Below are 23468 nucleotides of genomic sequence, written 5' to 3' on the forward strand. Positions count from 1 at the left end.
TGCTATGAATGAAGCGCGTGATGTTGCCGTTCTGGCTGGTGGCTGTTTCTGGTGTCTTGAAGCGGTGTACCTTGACGTACGTGGCGTTGAAAAGGTGGTTTCCGGCTATGCCAATGGTGAGACGCCCAACCCGACCTACCGCCAAGTCTGTACTGGTGAAACTGGCTACGCCGAGGCTGTCGAAATCACTTTTGATCCGAGTGTTGTGAGCTATCGAGAACTGCTCGAAGTCTTCTTCGTCATCCATGATCCAACGACCCTCAACCGACAGGGCGCGGATGTCGGCACGCAGTACCGTTCGGGCATTTACTACCGCACGCCGGCGCAGCACGAGACAGCAACCCAGGTGGTCGCGGATTTGACCGCCCAGCAGGTCTTTGATGCGCCAATTGTGACCGAAATCGAGCCACTGCGGAATTTCTACCCGGCTGAGGCGTACCATCAGGATTACTTCGCCCGAAACCCTTACCAACCTTATTGCCTGGCGGTGGTGGCCCCGAAGGTCGCCAAGTTCCGCAAGCAGTTTCTTGACAAAGTCAAGGCATAACGTTCCACGCCCATGCCCGACGCCGCCACGCCACTTGCGCCAACCTCACCCATCCAACCAACAGTCGCAGAGCCATCAATCACTGCCGAAGAACCCCTGGTGGTGCGTGGGGCGCGCGTCCACAACCTCAAAAACATCACGGTTGCCATCCCCTACGAAAAACTGACGGTTATCACCGGTGTCAGCGGGTCAGGCAAGTCATCGCTGGCGTTTGATACGCTCTACGCGGAGGGCTATCGGCGCTACGTCGAGTCTCTTTCGGCCTACGCCCGGCAGTTTTTGGAGCGCCTCCCAAAACCCGATGTGGATGAGATTTCGGGCATTTGCCCGTCTATCGCCGTTCAGCAAAAAAACCAAACTCGCCAACCCCGCTCAACCGTCGCCACCCAGACCGAGATTTACGATTACCTCCGGCTGCTCTACGCCCGTGCCGGTGAAGTGTATTGCCTTCGGTGTGGCGGGCGCGTTCGGCGCGACACCCCACAGTCGGTTTGTGAAGATGTGCTGCGCTTGCCCGAAGGAGCGCGTTTTTACGTTAGCTTTCCTCTCCACGCCCCAACAAACGACGCTCCCCCGACAGCCAAAGCAAAGCGGTTGAGCAAAAAGCAGGTAGCAGACACCCGGTTGCAGACGACGGCGCACCTGATGAGCTTGCTTCAGCGGGGGTTTCGGCGCTTGCTCGTCAACGGACAGCCGCTTGAACTCAACACCCCAGACGACTTCCCCAACCTGACGCTCGATGGCGTCGAAGTGATTGTGGATCGGCTCGTCGTGCGCCCCGATGTCGCTTCCCGGCTGGCGGATTCGGTGGAAATGGCCTTTCGTGAAGGCCACGGCGATATGGGGATTCACGTCGTCAGTCCTGACCCAATCGTTTTGCGCTATGGCGAGGCATTTGCTTGCAAGGCCTGTCAACTGGCTTACCCCATCCCTGAGCCGAGCTTGTTTAGTTTCAATAATCCCTACGGCGCTTGCCCAACCTGCCAGGGATTTGGCAGCACGATTGGGATGGACCTAGCCAAAGTCATTCCCGACGCGGCGCGGTCGCTCGCCGAAGGCGCGGTTGACGCTTTTGAAAAACCTCAACTCACCTGGGCAAAGCAAGAACTCCTGGCGGCTTGCCAACGTCATGGCATCCCTTGGCAGACGCCTTTCCGAAACTTGACCGCCGAACAAAAACGACTGGTCATCGAAGGTGAGCCACGGGGCGAATGGGGTGGCATCCGGGGCGTCTTTGATTGGCTGGAGACGAAAAAGTACAAGCTGCACGCGCGGGTGCTCCTGGCCAGGTATCGTGGCTATACGACATGCCCGGACTGCGGTGGCAGTCGGTTGCGGCGTGAGGCGCGCGCGGTGCAGCTTGGCGGGCGTGACTTGCCATCGGTTACCCAAGGCTCGATTCGGGAGGCGCTCGCTTGGTTTACGGCACTACCCAAGCGCCTTACCCAGGAGGCACAGGCGATTGCCAGCCCCCTGCTCGATGAGATTACCAGCCGCTTACGTTTTCTGAGTGATGTCGGACTCGACTATCTGACGCTTGATCGCATGGCCTCGACGCTTTCCGGTGGCGAGGCGCAGCGTATCCAACTGGCAACGCACCTTGGGTCGGCCATGACCGGCGCGCTGTATGTGCTCGATGAACCTAGCGTCGGACTCCACCCCCGCGACACGGCGCGGCTGGTCGCCTCCCTTGAGCAGTTGCGCGACAGCGGCAACACGGTCGTGGTTGTCGAACACGATGAAGCGACCATTCGCGCCGCGGATTACATCGTGGACATCGGCCCCGGCGCTGGTGAGCAAGGTGGGACGGTCGTGTTTCAAGGCGCTTACCCTGACCTTCTGCAAGATCGGCATTCTTTGACGGCGGCTTATCTCCGCGGTGATGAGCGTATTCCGATCCCGACGCAGCGACGCTCGTGGCAACGGGCCATTCAGGTACGCGGAGCAGCCGTCCACAACCTCAAGCACATTGACGTCACCATCCCCCTCGACGTTCTGACCTGCGTGACCGGCGTTTCGGGATCGGGGAAATCCACGCTCATTCACGCCGTGCTGTGTCCGGCGCTTGGGTCGCCCGAAGCAGCGGCGGCAGTGTGCGCGTCGCTCGCGGGGAGCGCGCACATCAGCGGAACCATCGTGGTTGACCAGTCGCCGATTGGACGCTCGTCACGGTCGAATCCGGCAACCTATCTCAAGGCCTATGACGCCATCCGAGAGGTCTTTGCCCAGACGCCGGAGGCGCGCCGCGCGGGATTGAGCGCCGGACATTTCTCGTTCAACGTCCCCGGTGGTCGCTGCGAAACCTGCCAGGGGGCCGGAGCCGTGACCATTGAAATGCAGTTTCTGGCCGATGTCGAATTACCCTGTGAAACCTGCAACGGATTGCGCTTCACCCCCGAAGTCCTAGCCGTTCACTTTCGCGGGAAAACCATCCATGACGTGCTTCAGATGACGGTCCGTGAGGCACTGGCGCACTTTGACGGAATCCGCAAAGTCACCGAGCGGCTGCGCGTCCTCGATGACGTAGGCTTGGGCTACTTGCGCCTTGGACAGCCGGCCACGACCCTTTCCGGTGGCGAGGCCCAGCGCCTCAAGCTGGCGGCTCATCTCAGCGAAGGGGCGGGACCAGGAACGCTCTTCGTGTTTGATGAACCCACCACGGGCTTGCACTTTGCCGATGTCGCCGTCCTGCTGCGGGTGTTTGACCGGCTTTTGGCGGCTGGCGCGTCGCTGGTGGTGATTGAGCATAACCTGGATGTCATCAAAACCGCCGACTGGGTCATTGACCTTGGGCCCGAAGGCGGTGAGTCTGGCGGGGAGGTGGTGGCCGTCGGCACGCCTGAAATGATCGCGGCGGTTGAAGCATCACATACGGGGCGCTTTTTGCGAACAACCCTGTCTCGGCCGTAGGGATGGGCAGCTTGGAGACGGTAGGTGATGGCGGCAAAGCAACGCTTGGATGGCTACCTAGTAGAAGCCGGTTTGGCGGAGTCCCGGCACAAGGCGCAGGCGCTGATTCTGGCCGGGCAGGTCCTCATCAATGATCGGCCGGCAGAAAAACCGGGGCTGCTCGTTCCGCCGGATGCGACGGTTCGGCTCCGCGGCGAGCTACTGCGCTACGTCGGACGCGGTGGGCTGAAGCTCGAAGCCGCGCTGCGGATGTTTGACCTGGACGTGAGCGGGGCAGTCTGCCTCGATGTCGGCGCATCAACCGGTGGTTTCACGGATTGCCTGCTCCAACACGGCGCACGGCAGGTCCATGCCGTGGACGTTGGTCATCATCAACTCGCCTGGAAGCTGCGCTGCGATCCGCGGGTCGTCGTACACGAAGGTGTCAACGCGCGCTACCTGACACCGGCGGTCTTTCCGGAACGGTTTGGGGTCATCGTGGCGGACGTGTCATTCATTTCTCTCGGCTATATCTTGCCGGCGCTCGGTCCGCTGGCATTGCCCGAAGCAGGCTTGGTCTCATTGGTCAAACCGCAGTTTGAAGTTGGCCGCGCAGAGGTCGGCAAGGGTGGCATCGTCCGCAACCCGCGCCTGCACGCCAGGGCCGTGGCAGGTGTTGTGGTTGCCGCGGCACGGGCCGGTTTCCGACCACTGCGGATCATGGCTTCGCCAATCCTTGGTGCGGAAGGCAACCGGGAGTTTTTGTTGTTTGCGCGCTATGGTGCAGCATCAGCGCCATCTGATCAGTTACCGACCGACTGGGCAGGTCTCTTTCCAGATGTGAGGCTTGACGCCTCATTTGAAAATCTCGCGTCGGCTCAGTAGAGTTTTGGTGAGTGATATTTTTCAGCCTATCCAGCTTTCCCCCAAGCCGCGAACGATACCAAAACGATACGGACACGCGATGACCATTCATGAGCGCACAAAAGATGGAATTCTCATCCTCGAACTACAAGGGAGCGTCCTACTGGGTAATGGCGATGCGTTGTTGCGGGAGCACGTGTCGCGCCTCCTGTCTCAGGACGTACGCCGAGTCGTCTTCAACCTGGCCGGCGTGCCGTATGTTGACAGCAGCGGGCTCGGTGAAATCGTGCGGGCGATGACCTCCATCAAGCGTGCCGGTGGAAGCCTCAAGTTGGCCAGCCCAACGCGCCGCCTTGTGGACATCCTCAACATCACCAAGCTGTCTTCGCTCCTCGAAACCTACGACACCGAGGAAGCAGCCGTAGCCAGTTTTCTATCTTCTCCCACCTCGACCCAATCCCCTTGACGATGAAGCTGACCGGGACATCAGGCACGTCTAGTTTGCGTGGCTTTTTGAAGGCTTTGTGTCAATCCGGTGAAACCACAATCATCGCGTCCCTCTGCTGACTGGGGTCATTTCCTCGCGTCTGGGTGAAAAAAGCCCGTCAGCCTGTTGGCTGACGGGCAAGTTCACGACATCACCCGGCGCGCTAGAAGATGATCTTGAACGCCACCTGGATGTTGCGTGGGCCATTGAACGTACTGGTCACGCGCCCAAAGTTGGTCGCGTTCACATTCTGGTCACCGATGTTGAAGATCGGTGAGTTGAACGCATTGAAGAATTCAAAGCGCAGCTCGGTGTTGACCCGCTCGTTGACAGGCGTCCGCTTGACGATGTTGATGTCAAGATTGTAGCGCCGCGGACCGTTGAGAATGAACCGCTGCAACGAACCGGCCCGCCCCGGTGCCGGATTGAAAAACACCTGCCCGTTGAACGGCGCTTGACCATCCGGCTGCACGGCCCGCCCGTCAAAGTTGATCACGCGCGGGTCGATGAAAAATAGCCCCTGGGGCGTACGGTAGATACCGACCAGCCGCTGTAGCTCACGGCGGGTGAGCGTCGTATCCACCGTGTTGAGATCGCCACGTGTCCCAGCCGTAACACGGTTGATGGTGCCACGGCGGGAATAAATGCCAAATGGCGGCCCGCTGCCAACCTCCAGGAAGAACCCAACCTGGAAGCCTCCAACCAGGCGACGCAGGAAGCCATTACCGGGATCGAGCGTCTTGCCCTGTCCAAAGGGAAGCTCATAGATGCCATTGACCTTGAAAATATGTGGAATGTCGAATGGCGCCCGTGAGTTTTCCAGTGATGGCTGCTGGTTGTCGAGGAGCGCCTCGAAGCGCGTCTGGCCTGTTCCGGCCGTGTTGGTCAAGGTTTTGCTGTAGGTGTAGTTGGCCTGAACCTGGAAGTCCCCAACAATGCTTCTGGCAAACCGCCGCCGGAACTCAACCTGTAGCCCGTGGTAGTTGGAGAAGCCGGAGTTGTTGAGAATGTTGGCGGCCAAGGTGTTTGGGTTAGGTTGAAAGACCACGCTGCCGGTCAGGCGGTTGGTGATATAAACACCTGCCAACGAGCCGGCCTCACCCGTTTGAATGAGGTTGCGGATTGTTTGGTTGGTGAGCAGCCCGCCACTGGCCAAGTTGGGAAACACGGTAAGCGGCTGACTACCAGGGATGGACGAGTTGAAGGCCGGGTTGAAGACACCAGTTGCCGCCAAAGCCAGAAACCCATTGCTTCGCGCGCGCGCAACATCAGCCGCAAAGCCGTTGTTGATGATATCCAACTGATTGAGATCGACGGCGCGAATCAGGTTGGTGCTGCGGTTGCCGACATAGCGCACCGTGAGAACCGTGTCGCGGAGAATCTCCCGTTCGATCGAGACATTCCACTGCTGGTAAAACGGTGTCTGGAGGTTCCGGTCCGGGCTACCAAAGGCCGTGTTGGTCGTGATGGCAAACTGGCTGGCGTAGCTATACGGCACGTTGAACGGTGGTGGCGCAAGCAGGGTGTTGATCAGTCCACTGGCATTGCTGAGGCGTGGCCCAGCCGCCTGAATCTGCCCAATGGTTGGGGCGAGGGTCGTACTCAGCCCCGGATTGGTCAGAATGGAGTTGTCGGCTGCGCGGATGGCCTCATCGTTGACGTAAGCGAGTGAATAGCCGCCACGCAAGACGGTTGGCTGGCCGAGCCCCTTGATATCCCAGGCAACGCTGATATTTGGCGCGAAGTTATTCCGATCGGGCTGCCAGAAGCGACCGGCAAAGTTGACAATGCCACCCGGATTGAGCAGCGTTTGCGCTGTCGTCGCACCGGCGGCAGGAACAGGTAGTAGGGCAAAGTCGTTGGCTTCGGACAGCGGTGTAATATAGTCGTACCGCAGGCCGACATTGACCGTGAGATTGGGGCGAAGCCGCCACTGGTCGGTGATGTAGGCCCCTAACTGGTTCAAGCGGAGGTCGCGCGCCTGGGTGGCCGTTGGGTCAAACCCCGCCGTTGGGCGACTGGCGTTGACATTGAACGTCCGTGATAGCCCGCCAATGGCTCCACTGTAGAGCGTCAAAAAGGTGTTCGCGGTCTGAAGCTGCGTGACATTGATGCCGCCCGGAAAGAGAGCCGCCGTCAGCGCTGCCGGGTTACCTCCGACCCCAAGTGACTGCTGACTGAGCGTCAGCGTTGGCACAATACCGGCATCATTGACCGGGCGCACCTTCAGCCAATCGAACTGCACGCCAAAGCGAAGATTGTGCGCGCCAAGCTGAAGTGAAGCATTGTCAATGATGGTCATAATCTGCGTGTCACGTCCCTGCGGAAGAAACGTCACGTCCGGGTTGGTGAACGGGAGTCCACCCAGAAAGAAAGCTGGATTTTGTGACCGGTTCACATTGAAAAACGGCGCAGTGAAATTAGCCCCAAACCGAATTTCGTTATTGAGACGCGGCGAAACATTCCACACCCAGGCGGCGGCCCCGAAGTTCGTCGGACCAACATTGTTGACGATGACCGGATTGTTGAAGGTCGTATCAATATCCGTTCGCCCAATCGTTTCACCCGCTTGGCGGTAAATGAACTCGAGATGGTGCCGCTCCGTTGGGTTGTAGTCCACCCGGAACGCCGATGTGTCGCGGTCAAATGGTGTGCTACGAATGATCTGGAGCCCAGTCGTATTCAAACCATCACCCACGGTCGTGAGGTTTGATTAGTTCGGCACGCGCGCAATGAACGAAGCAATGGTCGGATCAATCGAGATACCGCGGAGAGCAAGCAGGTCAATCGTGCGGCGCACACCGGCATTGTCAATGTAAGTGAAAATGCCCTGGCGCGCGTTCGGTGTCAGGACAGTGGTGGTCAACCCGGCCTGAGACCGCTGCCGAATTCCCTCAAAGGTCGCAAAAAAGAACAAATTCTTGACGCGGGGGCCACCGGGAATGCCCACCGGCCCACCAAGTGTGAAACCGAACTGGTTGCGAATGAAGTTTGGGCGAGCAATGCCGGCGGCATTGTTGAAAAAGGCGTTGGCGTTGAGGACCTTGTTCCGATGAAACCAAAAGACCTCGCCGTGAAACTCATCCGTTCCGGCCGGAGTCACAAAGCGCACGGCCGATGAGCCGGCCACGTCGGCCGTCGCGTTCGAGGTAATGATGGTGGCTTCACCAACCCCGGCGACGGTTGGGTTATTTGGCGAAAAGTCAATCGCGTTGGCACGAATGAAGTTGTCCTGGATATTGATGCCATCCTGGGTCACGACCGTGGTCGAAGACCGTTGGCCGTTGATGACGGTGTTCGTGTTGGCCAACCGGCCGTTCACGCCGGCCTGAAGCTGAACGAGCGCCAGCGGACTCCGGGTAATCAGCGGTAGCTCTTGGGTTTGTCGCGCATTGACGGTGTTACGCACTTCGGCGTTCGTCGTCTGAAGCAAGGCCTCACCACCCGAGATGGTGACGACATCGCTTGCGCCTCCGACCTGAAGCACGGCGGCAACGCCATATTCCTGCCCAACATTCAGGTTGAGATTTTCAATGATGCTTTTGGTAAAGCCATCGGCTTCGATGGTGATGCTGTAGCTCCCGACCGGTAGTGGCGAGGTCGTGAAGACGCCGCTCTCGGTCGTCGTTCCGGTAATGGTTTGCTTTGTCCCCTCATTCGTGACAGAGACATTCGCGCCAGCTACCACCGCACCGCTTGGGTCTTTAACCGTTACAACGAAGCGTCCGTTGGTGGTTTGTCCGAATGTGCCGAGGGACATCACCAAGAGACTAAGGACCAAGGTAAAGCTAGCCGCCCAAGACGGCGGGCATACCCACTGAAGTCTGATCATGAGACGTTCCTTTCGTGAAACTTGGCTCTGAGCCAGTCAAGCTTGTATCCGTACTTGGTGTTTGAGGCTTTGAGATAGGCAAATTTGAAGCCAAATCTGATGCGCACGCCAGTCTTTTTTCAAGGATGAGCATAAAACCAGCTATTCAAAGGCCATGTTGGCTGCACATCCCCGACAGGGAAAGGAGACCGGTTCGGTCAAATCCACGGAGCGGGAAGCATTTTTTCCAGATTTTTGGATAAGTCTTTAGAAAAGACCGGATATCAGCCTCACTTTGGCGTGGCTTCCCCAGTGGTTTTTAACCAAGCGCTGACGAGCTTCATAAAAAAGCCCGCCAGCCAAGAGACTGACGGGCAAACTGGCAACCGGTGTGGAACCGGCAATCAGAAGGTGTACCGCGCCGTGAAGATCATCGAGCGGCCGCCAACATTCGTCTGTCCAAGGTTGAGGAACAGCGCCGGATTGGTGGCGTTGTTGACCGTGTTGGCGGGGATAACCGTGAAGTTCCGCCGGTTGAAGACGTTGAAGACTTCCCAGCGAATTTCGAGCCCCTGCCGCTCACCAAACGTGCGGATGCGCTTGACGAAGGCAAAATTCGTGCTGGCAACCCCGCCGGTCCGCAGAATGTTTCGTCCACTGTTACCATTGATGCCCGAGTTGACCGGGTTGGCAACATAAAATGGGTTGGTCACACCGGTGAAACCGGTCGCCGTGCCGGGCTGGCCGGCCGGGTTGATGCTGACCCGCTGGGACAACTCAACGGTGGAAATCTGCCCAGGGAGAATGCCCAATGCATTGAACGCATTGAGGACACTGAAGGGCGTGCCGGACGAGAACGTGCTGACACCGGACATGGACCAACCGTTGACCAACCGGTCGAAGAATGGATTCGAGATGTCAATGCGTGGAATCTCGAAGGAGTAGTTGGCGACAAAGCGGTGTGGTTGGTCGAGTCCAGAGCGTCCACGATCCTGACTGAAGTTAAGCGGATTGGCCGGCAACGTCGAGTTGGTCTGCCCGCCCAGGATGTCGTCGCTATCGTTGATAAAGGCGCTCCACGTATAGTTCAGTTCATACTGAATGCCATTGCGGAAGCGCTTCCCAAGCGTCAACTGCAACGAGTGATACCAGGAACTGGCCAAACCATCGCCGATGAGGATGGAGCCGCGGGACGGGTCACGCCGAAACGCGGTGATTTGCCCGGCGGCATTCCGAATGGGCTGCAACTGGGGCAGAATGTTGGCGTAAAATGCCGGGTTGGCGTTGACGGCGGTCGCATTGAAGCCCAGATTGCTTTCAACCTCACGCACCAGCTTCAACCCACGTGAGCCGATGTAAAACATGCGGAACACATAATCACTCCACAATTGCCGCTCAAAGCCAAAGTTGAACGACTGTTGATACGGCAGTGACACGCGCTTGTTGGGCGAATACAACCGCACCGGCAGCAGGTTTGGGTCGCCGGTAAACTGCGATGGCGTTGGCGGTGCCGGACGGTTGCTGGCAATGTACAACCGCTGATCGCTGATGGGTCCAATGGCCACGTTGACCCCGCGTGGGAAGTTACGCGAGTTGTTGAGCAAGATGTTGAGAAAGATTTGGTCGTAGGAGATACCATACCCACCACGAATCACCGTCTTGTCCCGGCCGAGCATGGTGGCAATGAACCCATCGCCTTCAACCCGTGGATTCCAGGCAAAGCCGATCCGTGGAGCAAAGTTGTTGATGTCTGGCTCGGCATTGGAGAAAAATCCAAACGGGGCAGACACATACTCATAACGCAGTCCAAGGTTCAGCGTGAGCGAGGGACGGATGCGGTAATCATCCTGGAAGAAAACACCCACCTCGTTGACCCGCGCGGGAACCAGCCCCGTGCCAGCATATTGTGAGAAGCTGGCATTTCGGTCGAAGAGCAGGTCCGACAGCGAGCCGTAGGAAACTGAGCCACGGAAGTTGGGCGCAAAGAAGGAGTCGAGGTTGATGCGATTGTAGCTTCCACCGAACTTCAGCGTGTGTTTGTTAAAGGTCCAGGTCAGCGCGTCGGTGAACTCGATGACCCGGCTGTTGCGGAACTGCGGGAAGTTGGCATTTCCCACTGAATTGAAGCCACCGATACTAATTTGTGGTGGCACATTTTCCGGGAAGTTGAGCGCCCGATCCACAAAACTGAAACGGAACTCATTGACGATACGCGGACCGAAAGTCCGAATGTAGTTGACCGCGCCGTTGTAGTTGTCAACGTTCGTTCCGATTTCGTTGCCGGCAATGGCCGTCGGCGACCCAGGGTCACGGCTGCGGTCCTGGAGGTACCGGAGTGAAAATCGGTCATTACTGGTCAGGTTGATGTCGCCCCTGACGAGGAGCCGCCAGAAGTTTGTGCCATACGGAAGACTTCCGGCCAGCGCCCGGTTGAATTGCTGCACAGGCAACGTTGCCACGATGGCGTTGTCTGACGGCCGCCGAACGGTGATCGTGCCGCGCGGCGTCGGGTCGTTTGCCGTTGGGAACGTATTGGTCAGAAAGGTCAATGCGCCTGGCGCGAGGGCGTTTGGCCCAGATGGATTGGCAGCCGCGTAGGCTTGCAAAGCTGCGATTCCAGACGGAGCAATGGCAACGGTGATCGGGGCGGCCGTTGTCCGAAATGTGTTCCGGTCAAAGCTGGTGAAGAAGAAGATTTTATCCTTCTTGATCGGCCCACCAAAGGTAATCCCCCAGGTATTTTCGACCGTCACGGCACGGGCGCGGCGCAGCGCTTCTTTCTCGCTAAAGCCTTGCGCGCGAGCGGCATTGAAGGTGCGTTGCTGGGCCGTGGTCAGTGAGTCACGACCGTTCCCCAGCCAAGTGTAGTGCGCAATCCCGCTAAACTCATTCGTTCCAGAGCGGGTGAGCTGCTGCACGATGGCGCCACCGTTGCGACCGAACTCAGCCGAAAAGTTATTGGTGATGATTTGGAACTCGGCCAGGGCCTCGGGCGGCAGGTTCTGCACCGGAATCGAGAGCGACGGGTCATTGTTCTGGGTGCCGTCAATGAGGAAGTTGTTGGAACGGGTCCGTGCGCCGTTGACAGCAAAGCCTGAACCTGGACGGGCGTTCTGGTTGTTGACCACACCCGGCTGGAGCAAAGCCAGTCCGTTGAGCGTGTTGCGTCCCGGCAGTTGCAAAATCCGGCGACCATCCACTTGCTTACTGACTTGGCTGCGGCTCGTCTCAATCAAGGTGGCTTCACCCGTCACGGTCACGACTTCCTGGCTGCTGCCGGGCTTGAGCTCGGCGTCCACAATGGCGTCGCGCGCGACCGTGACGTTCACGGGCTCCCGCACGAGCGTCTCGAATGAATCCGCCGAAATGCGAATGGCATAACGTCCGCCAGGCAGCGAGCGAAGAGTATAGGTTCCATCACTGCTACTGACAATTTCGCGAGTCTCTCCGGTGTCGAGATTCCTCGCTTCAATCCGTGCGCCAACGATGGCAGCGCCTGTCTGATCGGTCACCCGACCGGAGACATTCCCGTAGATGGTTTGCGCCACGGCGGCAACATTGGCTAACCCGACGATGAGGCAAAACACGCCGGTTTGAAGCCAATGCAGCCTGCGTAGGCTAGGGTAAGTCTTTACTGAGAACATAGGATTTCCTCTCTAAAGCCTAGCTAAGGGATTCCAAGGGTTATCAACGAGTCACTAGGTAACCCCACCGGAGTCTTTCAGGCAACTTTCGCGCCACAGCTTGCTTACTTAAACAGTTTTCGCTGCCTGGCTGCCTTCCTCAACGCAACCGGATACACCCAACGCTATTTTTCATTGGCTTCTCCAGGGGCTGGTACAAACACACGGACTGGTCGGCCGGTGCGCTCGCCCGCGTAGGGCATTTTATTTTTCGGATTAATTGTTTTTTTTGGATTACTGACCTGGCGCAAGCCTTGATGGTCAACCAAATCCAGGACGAATCTTCAACGCTTGGCCCAGCTTGGTACGCAGTTTTGGTATTCAGTTTTTGATACTCAGGGCTTGGGTTTCAGATGTTGGCAAACAGCGGTTTCAGACGCTGGCAGACAGCCCGCCGCAACGAGACCACGTTTTTCGGCCATACAGGCTGTTCCCACAGGACCGAATTCCACCGGACCGACCAACCTCGGTAAGCGTGGATGAGCGGCGGCGACTGGTCCGACACAGTCTTGATTCGCCAGGCCAGACGCTGTCAGGCTACAGTCGCTTGGCCGGCAGCACTCCTGTAAACCACCAAGCTCTGGAACTTTAGGCTGGGGGATAGCGTTTGAGCCACAGCTGGACGGTGGCCATGTGCCGCCTCAGAAGTGCTTTGTTCAACGAACAGGTAGATCCATTTCCCCCAAATCACCATTGGAAGGAGTTTGCGACATGGTTTCACCGACTGGCTTCTGGATGCGCGGCACGGCCCTTGGTATCGCCGCCCTCCTCACCAGTGGATGCTTTGCTTGCTCAGCATCCCGCCCAGCACCTCAACCGGTTAGCGCCCCACCAGCCAAGCCGTCAACGGTCACGGCAACCAGTAATGTTCCAGGTCAGGGGCTTGACCTTCAGGCGCTCATCGGACTGACCAAGCAGGCTAAGGATGCCGAAACCCTCGAACGCTTGCTCAACCAGCCCGGCTCCATCAATAACCTCGACCTCGACGAAGATGGCAACGTGGACTACGTCCGGGTTCAGGAATATGGTGGCGGAACTACCAAAAACTTCTCCTTCGTCGCGCTGCTCAATGACGGCCAAGAGCAGGAAGTCGCCAACCTCGTCATCGAACAGACGCCAGGACAGTCGGAAGCAACCGTCCAAGTGCAGGGGCATCCGGCCGTGTATGGCCCAAACGTCTATTACTCAGCGGCACTCCCCATCGCGACGGCGCTCTTCTTGGCCTGGGCGCTGACGCCGCGACCGGCTTTTTATGTTTCTCCGTATGGGTTTGGGGCATTCCCGGCCTACTACCGTCCCTATGCGCCAGTGCCGGTGGCGACCTATCGCACGACCGTCACGAACTACACCCGGAATGTGCCCGTTCAGCGGTCGTCCGCGCCGCCAGTTCGGTCGTTGCCGCCGTCACCCAACGCCGGCAAGGTAGCGCCTAGTTTCCGTCAGCCACTCACCCAACCAGGCCAGACCCAACGCCAGTTCCAGCAGCGCGACGACAATCGCCCGGTTGCCGCCGGGGGCTTTGGGCAAGGGCCGGCCGCACAGCGGTCAAATCCAGCATCGGCGCCGCCAGCCCGCCCAGCAGCGCCACCACCGAGCGCCAGCCGTCCAACGGCACCGCCTCCGGTATCACGCCCTGCCCCACCGGCGGCTGCCCGCCCGACAGCGCCGCCACCCAGTCGCAACTTCAACACGCGCGGTCGGCGCAACTGATCCATCCGTCGCCAATCCTGGCGAGCCGAATCCACCCAGCAGCCACTCGTGGCGGACGTATGCCGTAGCTGGTCGCGTCCGCCGCGCATGCCCACACGCACGGCAGGCCGCCCACCAGCGACATGACCACCCCAAGTTGAGGAAGATCCATGACCACACCCAAGCAGACCTATGCCCTAACCGACGCTCAACGGATTGGTTTCGCAAGCATCTTCGTGCTTGACAAAATGGCCCGCAAAGGCCGCCAGTTTGCCGTCGTGCCAACCGACCCGGATGAAATGGCGCTCAAGGATGTCATTCAGACGCTCTTCAACGAACATCTGATTGAAATTCAGGGTGCGCACTACGCACTGACGGAAGCCGGCAAGGAGCGGGTGCGTCGGTTCCGTCAACGTTACGAAGAGTATTTGACGGTTTATGACATCTACTGCGCGGTGGACTTGGCAACCGGCGAATTTGCTTTTGAGCGTTACTACGACTTCGACGACGATGGCTGGCGGCTTTACCTCCAGCAAGACCGCTGGGAAGACCTGCGCGTTGCCGTGGCGATCTACAAAAAGCTCGACCCAGTTGAAATCGTCTTCATGTCCTTCGTGATGGAAGGTCGGTTTGACGATTACGCCGATGGTAAGTGGGAACTGGGTGTGTTGTCGGGCGAGCTGTGGCAGGAGATTCTGGATATCGTCAACACCAACCTCCACCCCTGCCAGCTTGGCTACACGACAACTGACCCTAACAATCCCGGTCAAACCCTCGAAGTCACCCCAGACGATGTCCTGACGGACATGGTCACGCGCGGCAGCCAAATCATGCTCGAACTGGTGCGCCGTGGGCAGGAAATCGAGGCTGAACAGCGCGCACTCGAAGCTGCCACACCCACCACGCCTACCACTGCGACCACCACCACGACCGAAACGGTGTACGACTACGATTTTGTCATCACCAACCCGTACGTGTACTATACGCCCTATCTCAGTCCGTACTACGTCAGCCCGGTGTGGACCGTCCCGCTCTACCCGACTGTCGTCGTCTTCTGAGTCGATCTTGAGGTCAAGGCTGTTTGTTCAATGTCCAACATCTCGATCCGATTTGACTGGACGCGCGATGAACTGCGCGCCATTCACGATCTGCCACTCCTGGAGCTGGTGCACCGGGCAGCCACTGTTCACCGCGCCGGTCATGACCCGCGGGAAGTTCAGGTTTGCCGTCTCATTTCCATCAAAACCGGTGGCTGCCCGGAAGACTGCGGCTACTGTTCACAGTCGGCGCACTACGAAACCGGTATCGCTTCCCAACCGCTCTTGGACAGAGCCACCGTCGTAGCGATTGCCGAACGAGCCAAAGCCAACGGGGTCAGTCGGATTTGCATGGGGGCGGCCTGGCGCAACGTCCGCGACGACGACCAGTTTGAGGCGGTGCTCGACATGGTGCGCGGCGTCAACGCGCTCGGCGTTGAGGTGTGCTGTACGCTGGGCATGCTGACCGAAGCGCAGGCCCGGCGGCTGGAAGCGGCCGGACTTCATGCCTACAACCACAACCTCGATACGTCCCGCGAGCACTATGGTCAGATCACGACGACACGCGCGTATGACGACCGGCTAGAGACACTCGCCAACGTACGCAAAACCAACGTCACGCTCTGCACTGGTGGCATCCTCGGCCTCGGCGAAAGCGTTGCCGACCGCATTGGGCTGCTGCACACCCTGGCGACCATGCAGCCCCACCCGGAATCCGTCCCCGTGAACATCCTCACCCGTGTGCCGGGGACACCGCTGGAAAGCCAAGCGGATGTTTCCGTTTGGGAAACGGTGCGCGTCATTGCGACGGCGCGGATTGCCATGCCGCGTTCGATCATCCGCCTTTCGGCCGGTCGAACGCAGCTTTCCGAAGAAGCGCAAGCGATGTGCTTCCTGGCCGGCGCTAACTCAATTTTTTCAAGTGACGCCAAGATCATGCTCACCGAAGCTTCCCCGACCAATGACTATGCCGAAGATACGCGGCTGCTGGCCACGCTAGGACTTTACCCGCGTGTGCCTTTCAAAGCGCCTGCTTCCAAAGAACCGGTGGATGGAGAACCCTTCGGCTGCGCTGCCGCGGCCGCGACACTCGGTTGAGGGCATTGACTTGAGAACGTCGTTTCACGGCCATGCCATCGTTTTTGGCAGCAAAACTTACTCAACAAACCCATCATAAGGTAACACCATGCGACGACAAGTGTTGGTTGGATTGGGAGTGTCCCTCGCGGCAGCGGTGGCGTTCCCTGCGTTTGGCCAAACTGCGCGCCCAACGCGCATTCGTTTCACGCCTGGGGCGTCATCCACGACGGTGAGCGGCACGCTGCTGCCGAATCGGGCTGGGCGAAAATACGTCCTACGCGCCTCGGCCGGGCAAACGCTTTCATTCGCCCTGAGCAAAACCACCCCACAAGTTGGCGCAGTGGTTTACGATGTTGACCCAGACGAGACTGGCGGCGCAGCTCCGCTGGAAGAAAGCGTGTACCAGCCTGTCCGCACGGCGTCGGTCACACTGCCCAAGACAGGTGATTATATTCTCATCGTCTCGCAGATCTCCCCGCCCGACCGTCTCAGGAGCAGCATCAAGTACTCACTGACGGTCGAAATTCGCTGATGCAGGTTTTGAAGTTTGGTGGCACGTCGGTCGGCAACGCGGAACGCATTCGGCAACTGGTCTTGATCGTTGCCGCCGAACGCGCCCGTGATCCGCATGTGGTCGTGGTGGTGTCGGCAATGGCCGGCGTCACCAATATGTTGCTTGGCGCCGTCCAGGCGGCCGTTGGCGGCAATGTCGCAGCCATTGACCACGCTCATGCCGAACTGCGGCGGCGGCACCTTGAAACGCTGGCGCAGGTGGTCGCTTCGGATGCCGAACACCAGGCGTTGCAGGCTCAACTCGACGCTTTACTGGAGCGTTTCGCCCGAATTGGTGAAGGCATTGCGTTGGTTGGTGAGTTACCGCCCCGCGCCCAGGATTTCATCGCCGGGCTAGGCGAGCGGTTGTCTGCCCGACTGGTCGCGGCAGCGCTGCGCGCGGACGGCATCCCAGCCGTAGCCTTTGACGCCGACCAACTGATTGTAACGGACGATATGTTCGGGTCAGCCACGCCTGACCTGGCCGCAACCGCGCTGGCCGCCCGCGAATGCCTGCGCCCGGTGCTTGAAACTGGGCAGATTCCTGTCGTTACCGGATTCATCGGCGCTACGCCAGAGGGTATTCCGACGACGCTTGGACGTGGCGGCTCGGACTATTCTGCCGGAATTCTGGGCGCGGCACTCGAAGCCGACGGAGTGGTTATCTGGACGGATGCCGACGGCTTCATGACGGCTGACCCACGCCTCGTGCCAACGGCCCAGGTCTTGTCAGAGATTAGTTACGCCGAAGCCGGTGAACTGGCCTACTATGGCGCAAAGGTACTTCATCCCAAGACCTTGCTTCCATTGATTCCAAAGGGGATTCCGCTCTACGTCAAGAACAGCTTTCGGCCCGACTCGCCGGGGACGTGCGTCTCAGCCACCACTGGCGACTGGCAGGCCGATGTCAAGTCAGTGACTTCCATCAAGGGGCTGGCGCTGATCACCGTCGCCGGACGTGGCATGCTGGGCGTGCCGGGCATTGCCGCCAAGACCTTCGCGGCCGTGGCGGCGGCCGGGGTGAATGTTTTACTCATTTCGCAATCGTCATCCGAGAATAACTTGTGCTTCATGATCGAAGGCGCGGATGCCGAAAAAACCCGGGCGGCCCTGGTCAAAGCCCTGGCCGTTGAGTTTCACCAGGGCTGTGTCGAGCGCGTGGATGCGCACCAGCCGGTGGCTATCGTAGCGGTGGTTGGGGCCGGGATGCGCGGCCGGCCGGGAATTGCCGCGCGAATTTTCTCGGCCGTGGCCACGGCCAACGTCAATGTCATCGCCATTGCGCAAGGTTCATCAGAAATCAACATCTCGTTTGTCGTGGCCGAAGGTGAAGCCGCCGCCGCGGTGACTGCCATTCACGAACGCTTTGAGTTGGGCGCGATGACTTCGGCTTAGTGGTCGGGCTTGGCCGGTGGCGCTTGAACCGAAGACGCTTGGACCTGTGCTTGCAGTTCCGTTGCCCGGCAACGCCAGTAGGTCGCCAGTTCGTCACCGGTCAGCAACAGGTTGCCGGACAGGTCGTTCCAGCGCAGCCATTCGTCATCCCGCTGCTCGAACGTTCCACGCCAGAGGGTCAGCCCCAGACCAAGCCGCGGAAGCTGGGTATCTGCCCGGGGCGTCAGGCGTTGTCCATTCCGCTCAAAGACGGTCACCGGTTGCGCCGAACGGAGACGACATGGGTCATAGACCACCCAGTAGGTGACGCCCATCTGTTCGTAGGCCTGCTGCCTTGCGACCGGTGTCTCAGGGCGCTCGGCGGCGCGCGTCAGCAGGTCAATGGCCACATCCGGTGGCTTACCAAACCGGGAAACCAGATACACACGATGGGATGGCTTCCACCATTCGGCAGACGGCGTGACACCAGCGGCGACCAGGACATCCGGCACAACGGTTGTAACCTGGGATAACCGCTCCCCGCACCTGACGGCAACCCGCGCTGCGGCCAGGAAGGTCACGGCAGACGGCCGCCAACTCGCGTACAGCGAGGAAACCAGCAAGCGCAGGGCCTTGTCGGCCGCAAAACCGCCCGTTTCATCATCGCCGTGAATGTCGTCAAAATCGGGGTCGTCAAGCTCCTGCAAGATATACGCCAACGACATCGCCACTTGCCCCCTGCGGCCGGAAACTGCCGTCAGAGACTAGCCGAAAGCGCAGAGGTCGCCAAGCGATGACGGGATGAGCAACGGCGGGACTGGCGCGCCGACGGCTCGCAGCCCTCCACGGTAACCCGGATGGACGGTGACACCGTTGGGCAACGCTTCCCCAAACCATTCCTCACTCAAACAACGAGCGTCCGACTTCCTCGAGCACAATCGTGGTGTGCTGTTCATCTTCCATCCACCCACGATTGAAGAGAAAAATCAAGTCGCCACGTGACCGCCCATCGGCAATCTCCAAGGTGACGTGTGGCTTGCGTCCATAAGCCATCCGCATACTGAGGTCGTGGCACATCTCCGCGCCGTCACTCTGTGGGATTTCGATGGTCAACTGGTGGTAAAGCACATGGCCGATGTAAACCGGCTTGGTTTTACCGACCAGCCAGCCCCGATGGACACGGTTTGTCTTTGAGTTGCGGATTGTGATGGCAGCGTAGTTAGCTTTGTGGTTGTCGCAAGCTGGGCACACATAATCAAAACGGCGTGGTCCAGACTGCGCGGATGCCTCCATGGTTGCCCCACAAGTGCATACCTCAACCGGAGCTTCAACTGCGATTAGGGTCGGCATGGTTATCACCAGGCTTTCTCGGAACTTATTCAGTTGCCGCGATTGAGTGCGCTGTCCGCAGTCGTGCGAACCACACCCGTGATCTTGCCGATGAGGTTTTCCACCCCTTTGTCAATACCATGCTTGGCGACGTTGTCAGAGACAAACGTCAGCCCCTGAGCGAGGCCCAGCGGAACCATCAGCGGCATCATAATGACTGGCGTAATGACAGCCGTAGCCGTGATGTGGGAGGTCGTCGTCTTACCGAGCGGCGTATCTTTGAGTTGCTCAAAGACGAGCTTGCCGGTTTTGTAAATCCCCGTCAGGGGCATGAAGGGCAGACAGGTCATCGGATAGAGAATGCCTGTCACGAGAAGGTTGGAAAAGCCGCGTTCGAGGAGCGGCGTAGCAGGATTCGATTCGCTCATGGCTTCGTGCCTCGCAGGAACCGAGGAATGGCGCTCCGGGGACACGAGCAGTCGCCGATGAACAGACGAGTTGTACACGCCGGCGTAGTTCCACTATCGCTGAAATTGCGCGCAAGTTCAAATTTTCCGCACAAGTCGTCTGACTAATGCAGTCGTCTGACCGATGAAGGGGCCAGGCTGTCCGCTTCCATCTTGCGCAAAGCGCAGCAGGCGATGAGCCGCAAGGTGAAGTTCAGCCGCAACCGGAGGAAAGCCAAAGCGAGGAGACAACGCATGCATGCCCGCGTTCGCCACTCCGCCGCGACGTCCGGCACAAGGTCACGAGCGCCATCGGCCAAAACCACGCCGTGCATCGAGGACTTGCAGGTACGGAACATGTCCAAGTCGGCGGCCGGGACTGCCGCGCAACCGGGTAGAAACGTTCGGGCCAAGTCCAGACTGAACAAGTCCATTATCGAGCAAGGCTGGTTCGAGTTCCGGCGCCAACGAGCTTACAAGCTGGCATGGCGGGGCGGCTGGCCGGTCGCCGCGCCGCCGCAGAATCGCCGCGCCGCCGCAGAACATGAGCTAGACCTGTCGGGCTGTGGTTGCATGTCGGTGGACAACCGTCCAACGCAAGCCCGGTTGTGTCAAGTGTGGCTTCGAGGAAAACGCCGATGTGGTCGGGCGATAACATACCAGGGCAGGGTATGCCCGATGCGCCTGTGAAGTGAGCGATGCCGCATCGCTAGCCGCAGGTAAGGACGCCAAAGCGACTCAGAGGAGGTTTAAAGCCGCGCCTGAGCGTCGTAGGAATTTCCAGCCTTCAGGCCGGGAAGAATGTCCAAACCCCATGGATACCTGCCAGACAGATAGAATATCTATAGCCTGAGACGGAGCGCGAGAGGGGGCAGTGCTGACTTTTGGGTGCGGACGGCGACAGCGGATTGAGTTACCAACGTCACATCTATACGCAGGATAGACTGACTATGTCGCAGCTATGCTGGGTAATTTCGTCGCATTGCCTGCTCTCGAAGCCCGATTACTCTGTTGCTGCTTGGTCCTTTTTGTCGCCTGCCTTCCGATGATTGACGACTGGAGCAGTCCTTCTGGTCACGTTCAGAACAAAGCATGAGTTTTAAAGCATGAGTTTTTCGGCACACCAGAAGATACCGTCAGAAGTACCGTTACCGGTATCTTGATTGTACTGTGAATGGTAGAGTGCAACCTTTTTATCTAGATAGCCGGAATCGACCATGGCTTTGAAGGTCGGGGAATATTTGGAAAGCTCGACAAAACACTGCTTACCTTCTGGTGTGATAGCAAATTCTCCTTCAACAAAAGGCAATATGCTTTTAGGAAAGAAAAAGTCCATAGCACCTTTCATCAGTTCTTTTTCTTGGTCTGACGCCTGCTCGTAAAGAGCCTCAAAAGCTTTGGCGAGTTCAGGACTTTGTCTTTGAGCGTCCTCGTCACTTTTGATATTAAAGCGTGCCTCGATTTCTTCAAGTTTGTTGAGGAGGGCACGCTTGGTTTCAAGCGGAACATCCGGTTGAATAACATGCTCTAAGGCATAGTAGTAGATAAGCTTACGTTTCTCAGGGGACATGGCGATATAGACGCCGCGGCGAACGGGCGGTGGAAGGTCACGAAAGAAGTTCACGCCCTGTTTGAGATCCATTTGGTTGATATAAGCCGCAACTTCACCGTAAGCCTTCCTGAAGTTATTTTTTTCGGCAGCACAGGCTTCAGCGGATTGTGGGGTGGGCCGGTTCGCCTGCTGAGGTGTATCGGATGTGCGTTGAGCGTAAGAAGTCGTTGAGAATGCGAGCATTAACAAGGTGGCAACGATGGCGCAATGGCTTCGCGTAAGTTTCAGAAGCATAGGTTTACCTTCTCCTAGCGTTAGGATGTGACTCTGCTTCCGGCTTGGAAGCAGAGTCAGGTGGTTCACAGTTGAGTTCATGGGTGTGGTCACGAGCGTTTCAAGGTGAAGCTTGTTCGTTCAGGTCGTGGAATTACAACCTCAACGATTGCATAGTCCCCCAGCGTCCCACCTACCAATGCTGGTAATTCCCCACATGCACCAAGTACCACACAAACCATGAGCGGGTTCACAGCTGCGATAGCCTGAAATGCATGTGACCTGACATCCACGACAACCAATATTATAAAGTGCATGTACAAATCCCATTTCGAGTTATCGGCAGTGATAGGCGTTCGTCCAACCAGAAAGTCCCATCGGACATTACTTTACCAGTTTATTGCCTGAGTTGCTCCTGATAGAGGTTGACTTTTTTCCGCAGGTAGCCAGAGTCAACCATTGTTTTCAGGATCGGCGAGTATTCGGAGAGTTGAACGAAGAGCTGTTGTTCTTATCATGAGGAACTTCCGCAAGCCAAGTCAAGCTGATAAGTATCTGTTTGGCAATGATCTTCACATCTGAGGCATCTTGAGGGCAGGCATCAGTGATAATGCAGGATGAGTTTTTTTGGGGTGTCGTTTTTCTGAAAGATCGTCTTCGTCGGGTGGGCTATCACCGAACCCTGTGCCGCCCTTGTTCTCCATGATAACGGCATCCATGCTTGCGAAACGCCCGATACCATGACCTGCCCACAGTTCACTCAAGACGCAACGGTCTCTAACGACGTTGCAGTCATGTCGCTGGGGCACACATCACTTTCTTGGTTCTTGATCGTTACCGTGTTCCCCGGCACAGTGACAGTCATAGAGGCGGTCAATGAGGGGTGAGAGGGTTGGATTCCACAAAAAACATATCCGATCAAGGTTTACCGGCGCGTTGATGAGATTGGCCGGTACTGAGAGCAACCTTCCAGACGCCAGCTCTAAGTGTGGTTGGCAACGACCTGAAAAAGCGTGCCTTTGGTCTATCGGGATTCGCGTGATATGTTCGGCATTTCTCGGTAAACCTTGGTCAACATGGCTTTTTCTGTGGACAGGTTAGCTTCGGCTTTGGTTGGCGCGGCGGTCGAGGCAGTCCGTTGCGGACGGGCTGTGTTGAGGTGAGCGTAGGTTTCATCGTAGGAGCCGGATAGCAGGCAACAGGCAGACGCGAAGGTCGCCACCGCCGTTTGGCCCAATGCAAGCCAGCAATGATGTTTCAGGCGCTGGATGTTTGGTATTGTTTACCCCTGCCAGAGAGAATGGGAGACTTAGCCTACCCAGTATCTGAGCTAGTGCATTGGCTGCCAGTTGTCATGCGATCTTCATCGCCTTCTTCGCTTCCACGCCCATCCGACCCGTTGCCGCCCCGGCGGCTGCGGCCGGTCGTGATTGGCTACGCGATCTGGGTGGCATCGTGCACGGTTTTCTTTGCGCTCGGCGTGAACGTCGGCAAACTATCGCCCTTTGCTTCCCTGACCAAACGTTCTCCAGCGCCGGCGGCGATGCCGTTGGAGCAGCCAATTGAACACGCCATTGTGCTACCCGATGCACGGTACGCCGTGCAGGTCGCGGCAGTGGCCACCGCCGACGAAGCCAACCGACTTGTCGCGGAACTCAATCGGAAGGGCTTCACGAGCGCGTTCGTGACACGCCCAACCCCTGAAGCCGAAAATGAGTTGTACTTGGTCAAAGTCGGCTTGTATAACTTGGCGACAGCCAACCAAGTCAGCGAAGAGTTACGCCGCGATTTTGGTTTTCGCTCGGCCCGAGTCGTACAAAACTGACGCGACGCCAAACCGATCTACCATGTTCCA

At 58.2% G+C, this 23468-nt stretch carries 19 protein-coding genes; 10 read left to right on the forward strand and 9 right to left on the reverse strand.

Translation table 11 applies throughout. The features are described 5' to 3' along the window. Positions 1–4 precede the first annotated feature (4 nt). From msrA to J8C06_RS08200, 4 genes are all read left to right on the forward strand, one after another. Positions 5–547 carry a peptide-methionine (S)-S-oxide reductase MsrA gene (gene msrA / locus J8C06_RS08185; protein WP_211428223.1) on the forward strand — a complete coding sequence of 181 codons (543 nt, stop codon included), beginning with the start codon at positions 5–7 and terminating at the stop codon, positions 545–547. Between the two features lie 12 nt (positions 548–559). After that, positions 560–3457, forward strand: coding sequence for an excinuclease ABC subunit UvrA (gene uvrA / locus J8C06_RS08190; RefSeq protein WP_211428224.1), 2898 nt, complete (start codon positions 560–562; stop codon positions 3455–3457). 27 nt (positions 3458–3484) lie between these two features. After that, a complete protein-coding gene (locus tag J8C06_RS08195) occupies positions 3485–4321 on the forward strand; it encodes a TlyA family RNA methyltransferase (RefSeq protein WP_455423692.1) in 837 nt (278 codons plus the stop codon). Between the two features lie 79 nt (positions 4322–4400). Continuing rightward, the gene (locus J8C06_RS08200) at positions 4401–4766 is read left to right on the forward strand and encodes an STAS domain-containing protein (protein ID WP_211428226.1); all 366 of its coding nucleotides are present in this window, start codon (positions 4401–4403) and stop codon (positions 4764–4766) included. Positions 4767–4950: 184 nt separating this feature from the next. Here J8C06_RS08200 and J8C06_RS08205 read toward each other — a convergent pair whose 3' ends face one another. The 3 genes from J8C06_RS08205 to J8C06_RS08215 form a co-directional block, all read right to left on the reverse strand. Beyond that, positions 4951–7473 (reverse strand): TonB-dependent receptor, encoded by a 2523-nt coding sequence (locus J8C06_RS08205; protein ID WP_211428227.1) that lies wholly within the window; start codon positions 7471–7473, stop codon positions 4951–4953. Between the two features lie 27 nt (positions 7474–7500). Then, on the reverse strand, positions 7501–8619 hold the full coding sequence (locus J8C06_RS08210; protein WP_211428228.1) for a carboxypeptidase-like regulatory domain-containing protein: 1119 nt from the start codon (positions 8617–8619) through the stop codon (positions 7501–7503). A gap of 383 nt (positions 8620–9002) precedes the next feature. After that, on the reverse strand, positions 9003–12242 hold the full coding sequence (locus J8C06_RS08215) for a TonB-dependent receptor (RefSeq protein WP_211428229.1): 3240 nt from the start codon (positions 12240–12242) through the stop codon (positions 9003–9005). Positions 12243–12992: 750 nt separating this feature from the next. Between J8C06_RS08215 and J8C06_RS08220 the strand changes: the two genes are divergently transcribed. The 5 genes from J8C06_RS08220 (at position 12993) to J8C06_RS08240 (ending at position 18034) form a co-directional block, all read left to right on the forward strand. Continuing rightward, a complete protein-coding gene (locus tag J8C06_RS08220) occupies positions 12993–13991 on the forward strand; it encodes a hypothetical protein (protein ID WP_211428230.1) in 999 nt (332 codons plus the stop codon). A gap of 149 nt (positions 13992–14140) precedes the next feature. Further along, on the forward strand, positions 14141–15028 hold the full coding sequence (locus tag J8C06_RS08225) for a hypothetical protein (RefSeq protein ID WP_211428231.1): 888 nt from the start codon (positions 14141–14143) through the stop codon (positions 15026–15028). Positions 15029–15058: 30 nt separating this feature from the next. Further along, a complete protein-coding gene (gene bioB, locus J8C06_RS08230) occupies positions 15059–16105 on the forward strand; it encodes a biotin synthase BioB (protein ID WP_211428232.1) in 1047 nt (348 codons plus the stop codon). Positions 16106–16193: 88 nt separating this feature from the next. Then, positions 16194–16619 (forward strand): hypothetical protein, encoded by a 426-nt coding sequence (locus J8C06_RS08235; RefSeq protein WP_211428233.1) that lies wholly within the window; start codon positions 16194–16196, stop codon positions 16617–16619. Beyond that, complete coding sequence (locus tag J8C06_RS08240) at positions 16619–18034, forward strand: aspartate kinase (protein ID WP_211428234.1); 1416 nt, start codon at positions 16619–16621, stop codon at positions 18032–18034. The genes J8C06_RS08235 and J8C06_RS08240 overlap by 1 nt, the downstream gene beginning before the upstream one ends. Here the strand turns inward: J8C06_RS08240 and J8C06_RS08245 are convergent. The 6 genes from J8C06_RS08245 to J8C06_RS08270 all read right to left on the reverse strand — a co-directional run bounded on the left by J8C06_RS08245 (position 18031) and on the right by J8C06_RS08270 (position 22377). Beyond that, positions 18031–18738 (reverse strand): Uma2 family endonuclease, encoded by a 708-nt coding sequence (locus J8C06_RS08245; RefSeq protein ID WP_211428235.1) that lies wholly within the window; start codon positions 18736–18738, stop codon positions 18031–18033. The genes J8C06_RS08240 and J8C06_RS08245 overlap by 4 nt on opposite strands. Before the next feature lie 39 nt (positions 18739–18777). Beyond that, positions 18778–18921, reverse strand: coding sequence for a hypothetical protein (locus tag J8C06_RS08250; protein WP_211428236.1), 144 nt, complete (start codon positions 18919–18921; stop codon positions 18778–18780). After that, a complete protein-coding gene (locus J8C06_RS08255; protein ID WP_211428237.1) occupies positions 18914–19363 on the reverse strand; it encodes a hypothetical protein in 450 nt (149 codons plus the stop codon). The genes J8C06_RS08250 and J8C06_RS08255 overlap by 8 nt, the downstream gene beginning before the upstream one ends. Before the next feature lie 29 nt (positions 19364–19392). Beyond that, entirely contained in the window at positions 19393–19770 is a 378-nt protein-coding gene (locus J8C06_RS08260; protein ID WP_211428238.1) for a hypothetical protein, read from the reverse strand. Positions 19771–20887: 1117 nt separating this feature from the next. After that, the gene (locus J8C06_RS08265) at positions 20888–21634 is read right to left on the reverse strand and encodes a magnesium and cobalt transport protein CorA (protein ID WP_211428239.1); all 747 of its coding nucleotides are present in this window, start codon (positions 21632–21634) and stop codon (positions 20888–20890) included. Positions 21635–22185: 551 nt separating this feature from the next. Then, positions 22186–22377 (reverse strand): hypothetical protein, encoded by a 192-nt coding sequence (locus J8C06_RS08270; RefSeq protein WP_211428240.1) that lies wholly within the window; start codon positions 22375–22377, stop codon positions 22186–22188. Positions 22378–22967: 590 nt separating this feature from the next. Here J8C06_RS08270 and J8C06_RS08275 point away from each other — a divergent pair. Further along, positions 22968–23438, forward strand: coding sequence for an SPOR domain-containing protein (locus J8C06_RS08275; protein WP_211428241.1), 471 nt, complete (start codon positions 22968–22970; stop codon positions 23436–23438). Positions 23439–23468: the final 30 nt, after the last annotated feature.

The organism is Chloracidobacterium validum (assembly GCF_018304825.1).
Lineage (GTDB): Bacteria > Acidobacteriota > Blastocatellia > Chloracidobacteriales > Chloracidobacteriaceae > Chloracidobacterium > Chloracidobacterium validum.